19 protein-coding genes and 1 tRNA gene are annotated in these 14,872 nt (G+C 51.1%); 12 read left to right on the forward strand and 8 right to left on the reverse strand.

What is annotated here, in order from left to right; translation table 11 throughout:
- Positions 1-135: 135 nt before the first annotated feature.
- Positions 136-627: a YraN family protein gene (locus ACQ4M4_RS24300; RefSeq protein ID WP_430687063.1), complete on the reverse strand. Its 492-nt coding sequence runs from the start codon at positions 625-627 to the stop codon at positions 136-138.
- A 237-nt stretch (positions 628-864) separates the two neighbouring features.
- On the opposite strand from ACQ4M4_RS24300, the gene ACQ4M4_RS24305 reads away from it, so the two are divergent.
- The 12 genes from ACQ4M4_RS24305 to ACQ4M4_RS24360 all read left to right on the forward strand — a co-directional run bounded on the left by ACQ4M4_RS24305 (position 865) and on the right by ACQ4M4_RS24360 (position 10,900).
- Positions 865-1,413 carry a pentapeptide repeat-containing protein gene (locus ACQ4M4_RS24305; RefSeq protein WP_430687064.1) on the forward strand — a complete coding sequence of 183 codons (549 nt, stop codon included), beginning with the start codon at positions 865-867 and terminating at the stop codon, positions 1,411-1,413.
- A 196-nt stretch (positions 1,414-1,609) separates the two neighbouring features.
- Complete coding sequence (locus ACQ4M4_RS24310; protein ID WP_430687065.1) at positions 1,610-2,095, forward strand: allophycocyanin; 486 nt, start codon at positions 1,610-1,612, stop codon at positions 2,093-2,095.
- Positions 2,096-2,298: 203 nt separating this feature from the next.
- On the forward strand, positions 2,299-2,901 hold the full coding sequence (locus ACQ4M4_RS24315; protein WP_430687066.1) for a hypothetical protein: 603 nt from the start codon (positions 2,299-2,301) through the stop codon (positions 2,899-2,901).
- Between the two features lie 88 nt (positions 2,902-2,989).
- Positions 2,990-3,688, forward strand: coding sequence for an N-acetylmannosamine-6-phosphate 2-epimerase (locus ACQ4M4_RS24320; RefSeq protein WP_430687067.1), 699 nt, complete (start codon positions 2,990-2,992; stop codon positions 3,686-3,688).
- Between the two features lie 327 nt (positions 3,689-4,015).
- A complete protein-coding gene (locus tag ACQ4M4_RS24325) occupies positions 4,016-6,127 on the forward strand; it encodes a putative bifunctional diguanylate cyclase/phosphodiesterase (protein WP_430687068.1) in 2,112 nt (703 codons plus the stop codon).
- Between the two features lie 159 nt (positions 6,128-6,286).
- Entirely contained in the window at positions 6,287-6,793 is a 507-nt protein-coding gene (locus ACQ4M4_RS24330; protein ID WP_430687069.1) for a hypothetical protein, read from the forward strand.
- Between the two features lie 106 nt (positions 6,794-6,899).
- Complete coding sequence (locus ACQ4M4_RS24335; RefSeq protein WP_430687070.1) at positions 6,900-7,508, forward strand: TetR/AcrR family transcriptional regulator; 609 nt, start codon at positions 6,900-6,902, stop codon at positions 7,506-7,508.
- Positions 7,509-7,620: 112 nt separating this feature from the next.
- Positions 7,621-8,814, forward strand: coding sequence for a 7,8-didemethyl-8-hydroxy-5-deazariboflavin synthase subunit CofH (cofH, locus tag ACQ4M4_RS24340; protein ID WP_430687071.1), 1,194 nt, complete (start codon positions 7,621-7,623; stop codon positions 8,812-8,814).
- Positions 8,815-8,945: 131 nt separating this feature from the next.
- A tRNA-Pro gene (locus ACQ4M4_RS24345) sits at positions 8,946-9,019 on the forward strand.
- 342 nt (positions 9,020-9,361) lie between these two features.
- Positions 9,362-9,724, forward strand: a complete 363-nt coding sequence (locus tag ACQ4M4_RS24350; RefSeq protein ID WP_430687072.1) for a thermonuclease family protein — start codon at positions 9,362-9,364, stop codon at positions 9,722-9,724.
- A 43-nt stretch (positions 9,725-9,767) separates the two neighbouring features.
- Positions 9,768-10,235 carry a hypothetical protein gene (locus tag ACQ4M4_RS24355; RefSeq protein ID WP_430687073.1) on the forward strand — a complete coding sequence of 156 codons (468 nt, stop codon included), beginning with the start codon at positions 9,768-9,770 and terminating at the stop codon, positions 10,233-10,235.
- Positions 10,232-10,900, forward strand: coding sequence for a hypothetical protein (locus tag ACQ4M4_RS24360; RefSeq protein WP_430687074.1), 669 nt, complete (start codon positions 10,232-10,234; stop codon positions 10,898-10,900). The genes ACQ4M4_RS24355 and ACQ4M4_RS24360 overlap by 4 nt, the downstream gene beginning before the upstream one ends.
- An 18-nt stretch (positions 10,901-10,918) precedes the next feature.
- Here ACQ4M4_RS24360 and ACQ4M4_RS24365 read toward each other — a convergent pair whose 3' ends face one another.
- From ACQ4M4_RS24365 to ACQ4M4_RS24395, 7 genes are all read right to left on the reverse strand, one after another.
- Entirely contained in the window at positions 10,919-11,125 is a 207-nt protein-coding gene (locus ACQ4M4_RS24365) for a hypothetical protein (RefSeq protein WP_430687075.1), read from the reverse strand.
- A 4-nt stretch (positions 11,126-11,129) separates the two neighbouring features.
- A complete protein-coding gene (locus ACQ4M4_RS24370) occupies positions 11,130-11,285 on the reverse strand; it encodes a hypothetical protein (protein ID WP_430687076.1) in 156 nt (51 codons plus the stop codon).
- A 157-nt stretch (positions 11,286-11,442) separates the two neighbouring features.
- Complete coding sequence (locus ACQ4M4_RS24375) at positions 11,443-11,811, reverse strand: hypothetical protein (protein ID WP_430687077.1); 369 nt, start codon at positions 11,809-11,811, stop codon at positions 11,443-11,445.
- A 416-nt stretch (positions 11,812-12,227) separates the two neighbouring features.
- The gene (locus tag ACQ4M4_RS24380) at positions 12,228-12,620 is read right to left on the reverse strand and encodes a hypothetical protein (protein WP_430687078.1); all 393 of its coding nucleotides are present in this window, start codon (positions 12,618-12,620) and stop codon (positions 12,228-12,230) included.
- Positions 12,621-12,655: 35 nt separating this feature from the next.
- Positions 12,656-12,958, reverse strand: a complete 303-nt coding sequence (locus ACQ4M4_RS24385; RefSeq protein WP_430687079.1) for a hypothetical protein — start codon at positions 12,956-12,958, stop codon at positions 12,656-12,658.
- Positions 12,959-13,204, reverse strand: coding sequence for a hypothetical protein (locus tag ACQ4M4_RS24390; RefSeq protein WP_430687080.1), 246 nt, complete (start codon positions 13,202-13,204; stop codon positions 12,959-12,961). It abuts the gene before it with no gap.
- 892 nt (positions 13,205-14,096) lie between these two features.
- The gene (locus ACQ4M4_RS24395; RefSeq protein ID WP_430687081.1) at positions 14,097-14,654 is read right to left on the reverse strand and encodes a hypothetical protein; all 558 of its coding nucleotides are present in this window, start codon (positions 14,652-14,654) and stop codon (positions 14,097-14,099) included.
- Between the last annotated feature and the right edge of the window lie 218 nt (positions 14,655-14,872).

Here is a 14,872-nt window from a genome sequence, read left to right on the forward strand (position 1 = left end):
TGCCCTCCACCTTGGGGGGTATTTTGCTATTCGGGCTGATGAACATCGGGCAGCGTCCTGGAATTTTGAGCAATGCGCCGTAAGTGCGCCGTGAGTGTGCCGAGCTTGGAAGATGCAGCGCTAGCGTGGGCTTGGTTACTCAAACGCGGCAACCAAATAGTGTTGTAGGGTCAAGCGGTAGGGCGCAATGATAATGGGCTGATTCAAGTTCAGCGCTTGGTTGGCTGACGGCGGTGCTACCACGTGAGATAGCTTCTGGCCTCGCACAAGCGCCACATCAAAGCGGCAAGGCAAATTTTCAAATTGAGGATGCTCAGCCAAAAACATGGATGCAGCACGCAGCAGTTTGGCTTGCTTTTGGGGGGTCACTGCCAATAAGCCAGCTCCATCCCAGTTGCGATCGCCCCTGGCTTTCACTTCTACAAACACGAGGGTGGAATCGGGTTGGGGTGCGATCGCCGGTTGCACTGCGACCACATCGATTTCGCCCCACCGACAATGCCACCGTTGGCCTAGCACCTGCCAACCTTGCTGCTTTAGCCATTCAACCACCATGGCCTCTGCCAGTTGCCCTAGTTCAGCATTGGCATCTCGCTGCTTACGAGCGTTGGATGATGAAGCTTCCAAATCGTTCCTCCCCAGCAATGACACCAAGCGTGCGACTTCATACCTTTCCTTTACCAGCGTTCCCAAAAACTTGTGCAGCCCCATATCCACTAACCGCGACTCCAGCCAGCGAAAGCATAGAAGCCTGAAATTCCTCAGAGATTCACCATCATGCGCAAGCCGTCAGATAGGATTTACTAAAAAGAGGCATGATGCTTCTTTGCTAACCAACCCGTCGTTTATTCCTTGTTCACTCCCATGAACAGCAGGCTTTTTTCATTTCTTCGCTTTCGCCCTGCCGGGGCCGTGTATTGGTCTGCCATTCGCAAAAGTTTGATGGTTCTATTCCTAAGTTGTGTTTTGCTGGGTACGCTGGCTGGGGTTTCATCGCCCAGTGCGATCGCCTTAGACTACAACCGCGAAAGCTTGGTAGAGGCTGACTTTTCGAATCGAGACCTCACCGAAGATAGCTTTACCAAAGCCAATTTACGACGCAGCAACCTGAGCCATTCAAACCTGAGGGGGGTGAGCTTTTTTGGGGCCAACCTGGAAGATGCCAACCTCGAAGGGGCAGATTTAACCCTGGCAACCCTCGATAGTGCTCGGTTAGTACACGCCAACCTCTCCAATGCCAACCTCTCCAATGCGTTTGCCCAAAATGCGCAGTTTGGTGGAGCGGTGATTACTGGAGCAGACTTTACCAACGTGCTCTTGCGGGAAGACGTACAAGAAAAACTGTGTGCGATCGCCGACGGGGTAAACCCAGTCACAGGCAACAATACCCGCGACACCTTAGACTGCTACTAGCAGGCTGGAGCATTAGAGACTGCCATCAGCAATTACCTTCCAGACTAGGCTCCACCCTTTCCCCCTCACAGCGGTTGATCGAGCAAGCGGCTTTCAAGCTTTGTGAATCATCCGAACTTAATCTTTCCTTCTGTCCCCTAGAGTCGGTAAAATACTACCGATACTGAAACACCGCTCTGAAATCATCGCCATAATTATGAGTGTAGTTAGCCAGGTTATTCTCAACGCCGACGATGAGCTCCGGTACCCAAGCCAGGGAGAGCTTCAAAGCATTGCCGACTTTTTTAAGACCGGCGAACAACGGATGCGAATCGTCAGTGTTTTAACAGAAAACGAAAAGAAAATTGTGCAAGAAGCCACAAAGCAGCTGTGGCGTCGCCGTCCCGACTTTATCGCTCCTGGTGGCAATGCCTACGGCGATAAGCAGCGCAACCAGTGTATTCGGGATTTTGGCTGGTATCTGCGGCTGGTCACCTACGGCGTGCTGGCAGGCGACAAAGAACCCATCGAGAGCATTGGTCTCATTGGCGTTCGCGAGATGTACAACTCGCTTGGCGTTCCTGTTCCCGGCATGGTTGAAGCCATTCGTTGCCTCAAGCAAGCATCGCTAGCTCTGCTCAGCGATGATGATGCATCGGCAACCTCGCCCTATTTCGATTTCATCATTCAGTCAATGTCATAGTTTCAACGCCATTACTCGGCTGATTTTTTGATCAATTTAGATACTTTTGTATTACTATCCTCGTAGTCTCTGAGGCAGTTGGTATCGTTCCTGCTTGGCTTCTTGACTACGAGGATTTGTGTATTTAAACCTTGGCTTGGGTCGCAAGTGGCCATGATGAGACACGAATCGACATGGCAGCGTAGGAGATTGGAGGCACATCCATGCATTTGGGAAAAGTAGTGAAATCAAACTCCCACTGTGACTATGTGGTTGAGGTAGACGACGATTTTGCGTCCTCACGGCCTCCCAATCCTGATGAGTTTGGATTTGGCAGCTTTGTCAAGCTAGAGGGGCAAGGGCGGCACTGGGCTGTGGGTCTGGTGTATAACTCGCAGCTGTTCAACCCTATGTTTTTGAATAATGGGCCTCGACTCACAAGCGAACCGGACCCAATGTTTACTCCTGACTTGATCAGCGAGACCCGAACTTTGTTGGGAGTGGTGCTCATTGGCCGGATGCAAGCGATGAATGGGCGATCGTTTGGGGTACATGCCATTCCCAAAGCGGTGGTTCCAGTCAACACGAAGGTGGCTACCATGAGCCAAGACGACATTTACGCCTTTCACTGCAGTGCCGAGGGTCGACCTCAGTTTTCGTACTACAGCCATTTGCAGTGCTGTGGCGGCAGTTTTTCAGGTTTTTTGGTGCAGCAAGTGTTGCAGGCGCTGACGAGCAGCCAACTGTTTGCCGGAGCAGATCAGCGAGCGTTGGAAATTTTATTTCGAGAGGTGGCCTGGAAAAACACAATGGGAGCTATGCGTTAGCGATCGCCCTAGTTTATTCTGAGGAGAATTGCTCGGCTTGATTGAGCCGCAGACAATCTGCACTGTTTATCGCAAAAGGGTCATAGTCATGGCGATCGCCCCAGTGGTTACAGCTCTTAAGGGTGGTTTAATCGTGTCGTGTCAGGCTCCCGTTGAGTCGCCGTTGCACGATTCCTATGTGATTGCAGCCATGGCTCAAGCCTCGGTTCAGCAAGGAGCCGTGGGCGTGCGGATCGATACACCCAGCCATGTTGCTGCCGTGCGAGACCGGGTGACCGCTCCCATCATTGGCCTGTGGAAGCAGCAGTTTGATGGCTCAGACGTGTACATTACGCCTCAGTTTGAGCATGCAAAGGCCATCGCCCAGGCTGGAGCCGATATTATCGCCATTGATGCAACCCCGCGATCGCGACCGGGTGGCGAGGATTTGGCGACCCTGATTGCGCGCATTCACAACGAACTGAACAAGCCTGTGATGGCCGATATCGACAGCTTAGACAGTGCGATCGCCGCCGTTGAAGCTGGAGCAGACGTGCTGGGGACCACTCTATACGGCTACACCCAAGACACTCACCATTCAGACCCACCTGGCTTAGATCTACTCGCTAAAATGTCCAGTACCTTCCGGGTTCCGACCCTATGCGAAGGGGGCATTGCCTCGCCCGAGATGGCTCGCCAAGCACTCAATCTAGGAGCCTATGCCGTTGTTGTGGGCACGGCCATTACCGGAATTGATTTGCAAATAAAAGCCTACCAACGGGCAATCTTGGGAACACTAGAGGTGTAGAGTTCCTAAGATTGTCGTAGCACTGGATTCCCAGTGGCTACAAACCCTTTCGTTTGTAAGCGGGTAAGTCTTAGCCTTATCCCTGTTTCAGACTTGAGGCGATCGAGTTTGAATCGGCGATTGTCGAGTGAATCGGACGGTGCACTTGGTTAAAAACTCGCTAATTTTACGACACCGAGGCTGAACAAACCCGGTTATTGTTTTCCTTATATCTAGGTCTAGGTCTACTGCGGTTTTCTGGAAGCGACCGGACAGCTCGTCAAGCCATGGCGTAGCACCACGAGGTTGGCATGTTCCAGTAGAGCGATCGCGCATAACTTCACCCGAATGAATGACGTCCTTCTCAATCCGAATTTATTAGCGTTGGCGATCGCAAACTTGGCAACAGGCATTGTGATTACAGACCCAGCGCAGCCCGACAATCCAATGATTTTCGTCAATTCCGCCATGAGCCGCATGACGGGCTATAGCAGTGAAGAATTGTTGGGAAAGAACTGTCGCATTCTGCAAGGAGTTGACTCCAACCCTGACACCATTGCCGATATTCGAGCGGCGATCGCCCAAGGCCAACCCATTATTCGTACCCTGCTCAACTACCGCAAAGACGGCACTCCCTTTTGGAGTGAAATCAACATTAACCCCATCTTCAACCCCGAAGGCCAGCTGACCCACTTTATTGGGCTGCTAAGCGACGTAACCGAGCGCAAGCGCGATCAAGAGGCACTGCAAGAGAGCCAAGAGCGGTATGCCTTGGCCGTTAAAGGAGCCAACGACGGCATTTGGGACTGGAATCTAAAAACGGGCGACGTGTACTTTTCTCCCCGATGGAAAACCATGCTGGGCTACGAAGAACACGAGCTGCAAAACACACTCGACGAATGGTTTGAGCGCATCCATCCCGATGATGAATATTGGATTAAACGCGAACTCACCGCCCATATTGAAGGGCTCACTCCCCATTTTGAATACGAGCACCGCATTCGCCACCGCAATGGCAGCTACCGCTGGGTACTGACACGAGGGCTAGCCGTGCGCGATGTGGATGGCAAAGCTACCCGCCTCGCAGGGTCACAAACCGATATTACCGGGCGCAAACAAGTGGAAGAGCAACTGCTCCACGACGCGTTTCATGATGCGCTGACCGGATTACCCAATCGATCGCTGCTGATGGATCGCCTGCAACATGCAGTAGAAATGACCCGCCGCAATGAATCATTTCTCTACGCAGTTATGTTTTTAGACATTGATAGGTTCAAAGTGATCAATGACAGTTTGGGGCACATGGTGGGCGATCGCCTGCTGATTACAGTCGCCAAACGGTTGGCAACCTGCCTTCGCCCGGGAGATACCGTTGCACGCCTGGGTGGAGATGAATTTGTCATTTTGCTAGAAAATTTACGCGACATTCATAGCGCCACGCTGATCGCCGAGCGAATTCGGCATGATCTGGCCGAACCGATCAACCTGATGGGCCACGAAGTGTTTGTATCGACTAGCATTGGCATTGCCCTCGGCTCTAGCGAGTACGCTCTGCCCGAAGACTTGCTGCGCGATGCCGATACCGCCATGTACCGAGCCAAGTCGCAAGGGCGCGATCGCTACGAAGTCTTCCACATGGGGATGCATCGACGAGCCGTGACCCTATTACGCCTGGGCAACGACCTGCGCCGCGCTGTCGAGCGAGAAGAATTGCATCTGCACTATCAACCCATCGTATCGCTCCGCGACCAAAGCCTCGTTGGATTCGAAGCCCTGGTGCGCTGGCGGCATCCCGAATACGGCAACATCCCCCCTTCAGAGTTTATCCCCATCGCCGAAGACACTGGGCTCATCATCCCCATTAGCCAATGGATTATGCAGGAAGCTTGCCATCAGATGTACCTGTGGCAAAACCGCTACTCCCAAGCCAAGCAGTTCACGATTCATGTCAACCTATCCAGCAAACACTTTGCCGCCGAGCTGATTCGCGATGTAGACACAGTCCTGGCATCAACCAATCTGCAACATCGCCAGCTCAAACTGGAAATTACCGAAAGTGTGCTGATGGAAAACGCCGAAACGGCAATTTCTATCCTGCGCCAGCTGAAAGGACTGGGCGTGCAGCTGGCGATTGATGACTTTGGGACGGGCTACTCGTCGCTCAGCTATTTGCACCGCTTTCCCATTGATACGCTCAAAATTGATCGTTCGTTTGTCAATAAGCTTGATAGCGACCCTGAACAATTGGCAATCGTTCGCAACATTATGACCTTGGCCTGGAATTTGGGCATCGATGTAGTGGCCGAGGGGGTAGAAAGCAACAAACAACTGCTACAGCTCAAATCTTTACAGTGTGAATATGCCCAAGGGTTCTACTTTTCACAACCAATGGATGCAGGCCAAGCTGAGCAATTGATCCGCGAACCGTTGCCGTGGCATGATGTGTCGGGTGTATCATAAGGCTATGCCAGTTGCTGTACAGTTGCGCCGATTACCAGCGGCGATCGCAACGAATATCTAATAGTCCCCAAAAGGTACATCACGCTTAACTTGAGCTTGAACAAATCTTGAAATTGTTTTGAATTTTGAGACAACAGCATGCTCTAGTAGGTTTTGCTGTTGTACATTGATCTTCAAAAAATGCGCGCCACAGTTTTTGTGAATCAAACCAGCTTGTTCGTGCTGCTCCTTGTTTCGAGCGATTCGAGCGATCGCCATAGGGTTCAAAGTGCCTTGGCCTTGTCGAATCGGTCGTTGGATGTGCGGTACGTTGAATCGAGTACATCCATGTTGAGCTACCTGAATCATCAGGGAGACTACAGCAATCCCAAGCAATCCCCAGAGCCAGATCTCATTCTATTTGCGCTCGATGCATCCGACCCCGATCGATGGCAGGCCCTTGAGCAAATCAAAGCCCATCCGGTGCTGTCAGCCATTCCCATCGTCGTTATGGCGTCATCCATCCTCCCATCGGATGTGCAGCATAGCTACGAAATTGGGGTGAGTTCCTATCTCCTCAAGCCCAACCGAGACACGGAATGGCTTCAAATGATGGAAACCCTAAGTGAATATTGGTTTCAGGTTGTAGAATTGCCTCGCGCCCCCGAAAAACGTAAGGATCTGTAACGGGGGTGGCGATTCTCGGCTCTGCTGTTAGAGAATGTTGGCAACAAACGCCATCTACAGGCAAGCGTTTGCGTCATGAGTACCTTACAGTTGGGGCCTCTCTGCAATGTCGGCACTTCGTCACCCCCTAGCCTCCGAAAACGATACCCGAACTCGCATCTTACAATCTGCACAACGGCTGTTTGCCCGACGCGGCTACGATGGCACAACCACTCACGACCTGGCGACAGCAGCAGGGGTAGCCGAAGGGACTTTATTTCGGCATTTTGAGAACAAAAAGGCCATTTTGGTTGAAGTGGTGACACAGGGCTGGGTCGAAATTTTGACAGATTTGCTCACCGAGCTAAGTGAGATGGGCAGTAGTAAGGCGATCGCCCAGGTGATGCGGCGACGAATGCTCAATCTCCACAAAAATGGCGATATGCTGCGCGTTTGCTTTATGGAAGCGCAATTCCATCCAGATTTGAAGGAGCGCATGCAATCCGAAATTATTGGCAAAATGACGGATGTTGCTGAGGCCTTTTTTCAAGATGCCATGGATAAGGGCGTCTATCGGCCGATGAATCCAAGGACTGTGGCTCAGGTATTTTTGGGAATGTTTACGGTGGCTGGTTTTAGTCGCGATACGCTGTTGCCAGAACAAGCTTCGCCCGATGCTATGAAGGAGATGGCAGAAGGGATTGCCGATATTTTCTTAAACGGGGTGCTGGCGTAAACCACAGCGATCGCAATCCCACAGCGATCGCAATCCCACATCGCGGTTCCCTGAAAAATCACGTCACAATGAGAACAGTCTTCCATTGTGAACTGCTGGATTTTGAACCATCATGGCGATCGCTGACTCGACTCCGACAACCCAACTCGACGCTGTGCTGAATCGAGCGTTGACTGGTCACGACCTGACCGAGACCGATGCTCTGCTGCTGCTGCAACAGACCGACCCGAGCGCGATCGCCGCTATTCGCGATGCTGCCGATCGCCTGCGGCAACACCTCGTTGGCGATACCGTAACCTATGTCATCAACCGCAACATCAACTACACCAATATTTGCGAGCAGCACTGTAATTTTTGCGCCTTTCGTCGCGATGATGGGGAAGCAGGGGCTTACTGGCTGACCGAAGCCACCATTCTGGAAAAGGCCGCTGAAGCGATCGCCATTGGCGCCACCGAAATTTGCATGCAAGGAGGGCTGAACCCCTTAGCAAAACGAGATGGGCGATCGCTAAGCTACTATGTAAACCTGATTCAAGCCATTCATACTGCGTTTCCCTCACTTCATCTCCACGCCTTTTCCCCGCAGGAAGTCCAATTTATTGCCCGCGAAGATAGGTTAACCTACGCTGCAGTCATCTCAGCCTTACAAGAAGCCGGAGTTGGCTCCATGCCCGGCACAGCCGCCGAGGTTCTGGATGACAAGGTTCGCAAGATCCTCTGTCCAGAAAAAACCAACACCGCAGAATGGCTAGAAATTGTGAGCACGGCTCACCAATTAGGAATGCCGAGCACCAGCACCCTCCTTTCTGGGCATATCGAGACCCATCAGCAGCAAGTTCGTCACTTGAGTTTGTTGCGATCGCTGCAACAGACAGCGATTCAGCACAACCACCCCGCCCACATCACCGAATTCATCCTGCTACCCTTTGTCGGGCAAGAGGCACCGAAACCACTGCGAAAGCGAGTTGGCCGCGACCAACCCATCTTAGAAGATGCGCTCTTGCTCATGGCCGTTGCACGGCTATTTCTGGGTCGTTGGATAGTGAATCATCAACCTAGCTGGGTCAAGCTGGGCATGGATGGGGCAACCACAGCCCTAACCTGGGGTTGCAACGATATTGGCGGCACCCTTATGGAAGAGCACATCACCAGCATGGCAGGGGCACAAGGCGGCACCTGCAAAACGGAAGCAGAGCTCATCGCTGCAATTCAATCTCTTGGTCGTCCGGCTCAGCAGCGTACGACCCTGTATCAACCCATTGCAGCCGAACATGCATCGAGGACACCATCCTCCATTTCGTTGTAACAACGCCATCTTGATGAAAGTCCCCCGCCCAAAAGGCCTGGCCTCCCCATCAGCTCAAAAGATTTTTCAGGAGGTTAGTTGATTATTTGGACTCATATGTTATGCTTGTAAAGCGCTGAATGAGTGCAAATCGGGGCGTAGCGCAGCTTGGTAGCGCACTACTTTGGGGTAGTAGGGGTCGTGGGTTCAAATCCCGCCGCTCCGATTGATGGAAACCTCGCAGAAATGCGGGGTTTTGTCGTTTTTAAACCAACTCTATTCCCGTTGTGGGATTGTCAATAGTGATCCGCAAAAGGGGGCGTTTTAGGGCATTACTGGGTAAAAATTGGTCCAGAATTGGTCTGGTCTGTTAAACCAATTCCAGATTGATCCGCGAATTCCATGTCTCGAAACAAAGCTACTAAGGGAACTGTTGTTGTTCAAGAACTGAAGGGGCGATTGCGGCTGCGGTGGAGTTGCCAAGGGCGACGCTATGTGATGGCGTTGGGCATCCCAGATAACCTGACCAATCGCAAGATTGCTGAGGCTAAGACATCAACCATGGATTGTGACTCGCGTTGTGGATGGCGATACGGTTCATGTGCAGCAGGCCAGGAACCTGGAGAAGGTGAGGCTTTGTGGGATTGATACGCCGGAGCGGGGAGAGTATCTGAGCGATGAGGCGACTCGGTTTTTGGCTTCTCTAGTCAATGGTCAAGATGTGTTCTTGCAGCCTGTAACGCGCGATCGCTATGGTCGGCTGGTTGCTGAGGTGTTCCTTGCTGAAACAGAGCAGTCCCTTGAAGAAGAATTGCTGAAAGCTGGGTTAGCTAAGGTGTTCTGGCGTTATGTGGATGATTGCCCGAATGCTGAGCCGTTTAAGCTGGCTGAGGAGATGGCGAAGGAAGCCAAGGTGGGGTTGTGGCGGTAGGGTTGTTGGATGTGGGGCGATCGGGCGGTGCTAAAATTCGGTTATGAATACAGCGCATCCAGATATTGTTGTGGTGAGCCCGGATGGGGATTATCTCATGATTGTTGAGGTAAAGCTCCAGAATGGTGATGCTCGCCGTCGAGATGCGATTGGGCAACTGAAGCACCTGATGGCTGCGATGGGCTGTTCATTGGGGCTGGCTGTCACTGGTGAACATGTCGTTCTTCTCCGGGACTCTTTGGAAAGGTCGCATGGGGAGTCGATTGAGGTGGTAGGTGAAGCGAACCTGCCAAATTATCTACGACCCTCGGCTGATGAAGAGTGGAGCAGGGCCAATGGGCTTGAATTTGCAGCTCGGGTGCAGCGCTGGCTTGAAGAATTAAAACAAGCTCCGAATCTAGAAACGTTGCCAGAGGACGTGAGAGATCTTTTTGCAGAACCTGTGGTGAGTCTTTTGCGGATTGGTGAGATTCGGGCTGCTGGCCCGCGATGGAGCAGGGTGGCCAGTTGAGACCGGAAGCTGTATTGGTTGAGACAAACTGGGTTGTGGATGTTGCTGCTCCTGCCCATTTGCAAAGTCCGCAGGCGGTACAGTTGCTGGAACGGGCGAATGCGGGTGAATTTAGGCTATTTGTTCCGGCAATATGCTTGGCGGAAGCCCGCGAAACGGTTCCTCGTAGATTTGCTCCACGCTCTCGCTCTGAAGACTTGCGTAAGTTTGTGCGGTGGGCAAGGGATGAGGGTCGGATCAGCCTTGAGGATGCGAAGGCGGCGTTTCGGGTCTTTGACCAGTTTGATGGGTTGGTTGCGAATGAGCTGACGAAGGTTGCAGAACGCTTGGAGGCTTTGGCGTTGCACCCTGGCTTGAGTGTTTTTCCGCTTTCGGAGCCGATGCTGGAGCGGCAAGTCGCTATCGGTGCGATGGATCTTGCTTTAAAGCCGTATGACTTGGCGGTTTTGGCGGCGGTTTTGGTGAAGGCTGAAGAATTGCAACAAGCGGGGCATGGATGGGTGGGGTTTTGTGAGTTGGACTCGGATTTGCAACCGTGGGACAAGTTTGGTGCGCGAAAGCCTGTTCTGAGCGATCTCTACGATGGCGCTCGGATGTGGGTGTATGGCGACTTTTTGATGGAGGAGGTGGAAACACTGCCGGATGGATGGACGGCTCTGAGTTAGCGGCTGTTGGATGGGATGCTACTGGCTGCGCCCTGGCTGGCAATCGGCAAAACCTAGTGCTTCTGAGTCGAGGAAGCTGGCGATCGCCATTTCGACGACGGCTTCGATTGGGTACTCAATCTCGCTAGCGCGTTCGAGCAATGCTTGCCGAATTCGCTCAGGCAATTGCTCCAGGATGGCTTCGGCCTGTGCGGGGGAGAGCTGCTCTTGAAGTTTGGCTTGCATGGCATCACCGTTCGGTTGGGATTTGGGCGTTGTAGGGCGGTTCGGTCGGAAGACGCCGAAATTTGCGGTCTAATGGTTGGCACTGATGAAATGGGGTGAAGGCGATCGCATCTAAGATAGTTCGGGCTTGAGCTTGCAGCTCTGAATCGTGTGTGGACATGGGAACCAAAAGCTTGACCGCACAAGATTATATTCCCAGTGGGCTTGAGGGTGGGTATTTGTGGGGAGGTGTGGGAGAGGGAGGTGGTGATGGTTGTGAGCAGGGCAGTGAAGCGCGCGCAAAGCTGTGAAGGGTCGAGTGTGAGTCTGTTAAAAAGCTATTTTCTCATGAGTCTAATGAGATGGTACAGAAGGTATATGGCAAGCGTTTTTATGGAAATCATGAGTGAAATAGAGAGCCTGATGAGGATATAGGCGATCGGGTTAAGGAAGACATAAATTAGGAATGCCTTCAGGACTGTTTCACCATTGGCGTTCAGAAAATCGCGCAATGGAACCCAAATATTTGAAAACTTTAAAGCGCAGTAAAGACAGATTACAGCTCCTATCGCTTCTGCAATCTGCTCACTTGTAAATTGTTTTTTGTATGCAATTTTGATATTTTTCCATGTGCGTTTTAGGAAAGGAGTACGAGCTGGGGTAAAGGGATTTCCTATTTCTTGGTCATTTTTTTTCATAGCTTTCATGCGGTGGATTGATTGACTGATCCTGCTACAGTCGCCCGCGAATGAATTGCGGGCTAGGAGAGAAAGTCCACTTAAGTGGACTGGCCCCAAAGGTCTCCTATCTCAATTGGGTTGGCAGTGATGTTGGATGGCGCGATCGCTGTTGGTGGTTGCAAGGGGTGAATGGATGCCTGCGGAGGCCGACGATGCCGATGAGTCTACTTGAGTGGATTTCCCCTTTGCTCACCCCACGAATAAACTGCGGGGTGAGCAAAGGCTGAGACTAGTGCATAGGGGTCGTTATGCTAGGGGCTGTCATCGATTGACGCTGAAGCCCTGATGCACCAACCGATACAGCCCCTAGACTGGTGAACAAGAGCGGGCGCGAAACTCTATGGCTTAAAGGGTTTTAGTCTTCATTGATGACGCGCCCTAGGCTAATCATCGCCAGTGAGTTCGAAATAACACATGCCGTTGGTGGTACAAAGATCTGGTTGAAAGCAGGTATCGCACATACCGCCCAATACCCAGATTTCCTCACTGTCGTTGAACGGCCAACCTGGATGGGGTGTTTGGGTCTCAGGACTTCTTAACAGTGGGTTACTAACGTTAAACGGCAAACCTGGATGAGATGTTTGGGTCTTAGGGCTCTCTAATGCTGGTTTGCAGAAAAGATCGATAACCACTCTTTTCGTCTTTTCGTAGCTTGCAGCATCGATATGAACTGCTGCGACCAGTGCCTCAAAGGTTTCGCCTAAAACTGATGATTGTCTACAGATTCCCTCCTGTTCTTCTCCTATGCCGAAGCGAATGAATGGCGCGATGCCCATCCTTTCAAACATTTTTCCTAGATTTTCCCGGTTTTCTAGTTCGATCTTTTTTGGGTGATCGCTTTACGGCTGTTATAACCTTGCTGAATCAGCATTTCGACCAGAATTGACTTGAGAACTGCATCACCAAGAACTCGATAGACTTCTTGATCTTCACAATGTCGGCCTCGTTGCTTTTGTTCTTGAGCAAATGCCTTGCGGGTGAGTGCCCGAATGAGCAAGTTTTTATCTTCAAACGAGTAGTTTAACCGTTGCTCGATCGTTGCAATGTCTTCAGGTCTCATTTCTAAACTCATGTACTGAGTGTTGTTGATGAGAATAGATACATCGTTGAGCATCTAGTTACGGAGCCCTCGATTACCGGAAAACCGTACCTGAGCCGTCGTGGAGTGAGGTTGAGATGTGCTATTGGCTACTCGATATGTTTTGGGGTAAGTGTGGGCGATCGCACTCGCGCGGCTGAAAGCGGCGCTACGGTTCGAGAGCACGGCTGTAAGCGGTGCGGCTGGGTTCGGGGGTTCGATGTCCGGTGTCTGGTGCGGGGTATATGGGCGCGTGCTGCGGTGAGGGTACGACTCTGGCATGGCCTATGTCTACCCGTAGTACGTGGATGAGGGCTCGAAGAGGATGCCTGAGAAGCCAAAAAATGGCCCTCATCCCCCAACCCCTTCTCCCAAAATTGGGAGAAGGGGAGCTGCAAACTGTTTCCCCTCGCCCAAAATTGGGAGAGGGGAACACAAGGGGTGAGGGCAAGACACAAAGCTTTAGGCACTTTTCAGGCGTCTTCTAACGCTGGGCCTATACAAATCGCTGAGGCGATCGCCCAGCAGGAGCGAGTAGGTGTGTGGAGTGGTAACTACGAAAGACCTTGGGATTGGCGGAGACGAAAATAAAGTTCAATTCACTGCTTGTATTGCTTTGCCCCTGTGGAACTGGGGTCTGCGCAATGGATCGATGAAGGCAGATGAAGGCGGCGTGGCTATACTGATGGTTGCCCCTTCGAAATGGCTGAGGCGATGGCCAAGGAAGGGAAGTTAGGACTGTGGCGATATTGTAAAGTTGTGGTTGGAGACGCCGCTTTAGGCTGTCTTATGGGTCCGTCATCAACTTTCAACGGACAAAATGAGCGTGCAATCGCTCACAACATGCAGCTACTAGCGCCCATCACCACCGCAAATACTCTCAGATTCTAACTGTCAACCTTTCGTCAGTTGGTGCACATGAGCATATTGTTAGCTTGCGATAGACCTAATCTACAAAAAAATAATTAGAAGAAGAACAGTTGCTGCTAAGAGCCACAGCGGTCCACCTTGAACGGACGACTTACCTAGATCGCGTGTGAAACCGCAATTTAAGCAAATATATTGGGTTTCACCACGCTTGACGACACTACGAAGATGGCAGCTAGGGCACGCTAAATCTTCATCTCTAGACGGTACAGGCTGTAGCATAAGCACAATATCCCTACTGAGACAACTATGACGAAAGTCCTTTTTCAATGGCTTCAAGCATTAAGTCTGAGAAAGCGCCTTTTTGAACAGATATACCAAACCTTGAAATAAAAGGAGCATTTTGAGTCAGCTCAGGTTCTCTAAACACCTGTGGAATAATCGTTAAACTAACAACTATAGACATGAAAAAATTTACTGATTTCTCTGCTTGAGATGAATCATTTCGAATAAATTGCGCAAGCGAAACACCGATCATGACTCCCAAAATCAGAGTGAGCTGATCTATGTAGGACAGCCCAGAAGCCCTAGATCTAGTTAAATATGATCGAATTGGCTCGAAGACGAACAAATAGTACTTAAACATATATCCTGCAGCACTCATAACTTGTGTAGTGCTACATTTTGGGCAAGATCTAGCTGTAATAGCGATAACTTGGCGGCATTTTTGACATTTTCTAAACTTAAACTTCCCCCATCCTGGAACATCAAGAAAGTTAAATCCGCAACCTCTACAAATTCCTTGATCATCGTAAGGATCTTGCAAACTACAGACTATACACCTTGTTATTTCATCTTCGCTCATAAGCAGATAAAGATTTTAAGTGCCTAACCTTTGCCCAATCAATACTCTGACAACCCTCTTAAGTCCAGCTATTTATTATTAGGCTTCAACCTCTTAGAGGGTGTTTGAGAAGTCAGGAAGGGCGTAAAAAAGCTCACTCAGTGTAGGCTGCGAATAGCAAATATCTACAGCCCTGAGTGAGTCAGATGAGTAAAGCATATCCCAGCAACCTAACCCGT

The sequence above is a fragment of the Leptolyngbya sp. AN02str genome, from assembly GCF_050565595.1.
Lineage (GTDB): Bacteria > Cyanobacteriota > Cyanobacteriia > Elainellales > Elainellaceae > Kaiparowitsia.

Coding starts and splice junctions, on each gene's coding strand:
- ACQ4M4_RS24305 (WP_430687064.1), top strand. CDS start 865: ATGAACAGCAGGCTTTTTTCATTTCTTCGCTTTCGCCCTGCCGGGGCC.
- ACQ4M4_RS24310 (WP_430687065.1), top strand. CDS start 1,610: ATGAGTGTAGTTAGCCAGGTTATTCTCAACGCCGACGATGAGCTCCGG.
- ACQ4M4_RS24315 (WP_430687066.1), top strand. CDS start 2,299: ATGCATTTGGGAAAAGTAGTGAAATCAAACTCCCACTGTGACTATGTG.
- ACQ4M4_RS24320 (WP_430687067.1), top strand. CDS start 2,990: ATGGCGATCGCCCCAGTGGTTACAGCTCTTAAGGGTGGTTTAATCGTG.
- ACQ4M4_RS24325 (WP_430687068.1), top strand. CDS start 4,016: ATGAATGACGTCCTTCTCAATCCGAATTTATTAGCGTTGGCGATCGCA.
- ACQ4M4_RS24335 (WP_430687070.1), top strand. CDS start 6,900: ATGTCGGCACTTCGTCACCCCCTAGCCTCCGAAAACGATACCCGAACT.
- cofH (WP_430687071.1), top strand. CDS start 7,621: ATGGCGATCGCTGACTCGACTCCGACAACCCAACTCGACGCTGTGCTG.
- ACQ4M4_RS24355 (WP_430687073.1), top strand. CDS start 9,768: ATGAATACAGCGCATCCAGATATTGTTGTGGTGAGCCCGGATGGGGAT.
- ACQ4M4_RS24365 (WP_430687075.1), bottom strand. CDS start 11,125: ATGCAAGCCAAACTTCAAGAGCAGCTCTCCCCCGCACAGGCCGAAGCC.
- ACQ4M4_RS24370 (WP_430687076.1), bottom strand. CDS start 11,285: ATGTCCACACACGATTCAGAGCTGCAAGCTCAAGCCCGAACTATCTTA.
- ACQ4M4_RS24375 (WP_430687077.1), bottom strand. CDS start 11,811: ATGAAAGCTATGAAAAAAAATGACCAAGAAATAGGAAATCCCTTTACC.
- ACQ4M4_RS24380 (WP_430687078.1), bottom strand. CDS start 12,620: ATGGGCATCGCGCCATTCATTCGCTTCGGCATAGGAGAAGAACAGGAG.
- ACQ4M4_RS24385 (WP_430687079.1), bottom strand. CDS start 12,958: ATGCTCAACGATGTATCTATTCTCATCAACAACACTCAGTACATGAGT.
- ACQ4M4_RS24390 (WP_430687080.1), bottom strand. CDS start 13,204: ATGCCAGAGTCGTACCCTCACCGCAGCACGCGCCCATATACCCCGCAC.
- ACQ4M4_RS24395 (WP_430687081.1), bottom strand. CDS start 14,654: ATGAGCGAAGATGAAATAACAAGGTGTATAGTCTGTAGTTTGCAAGAT.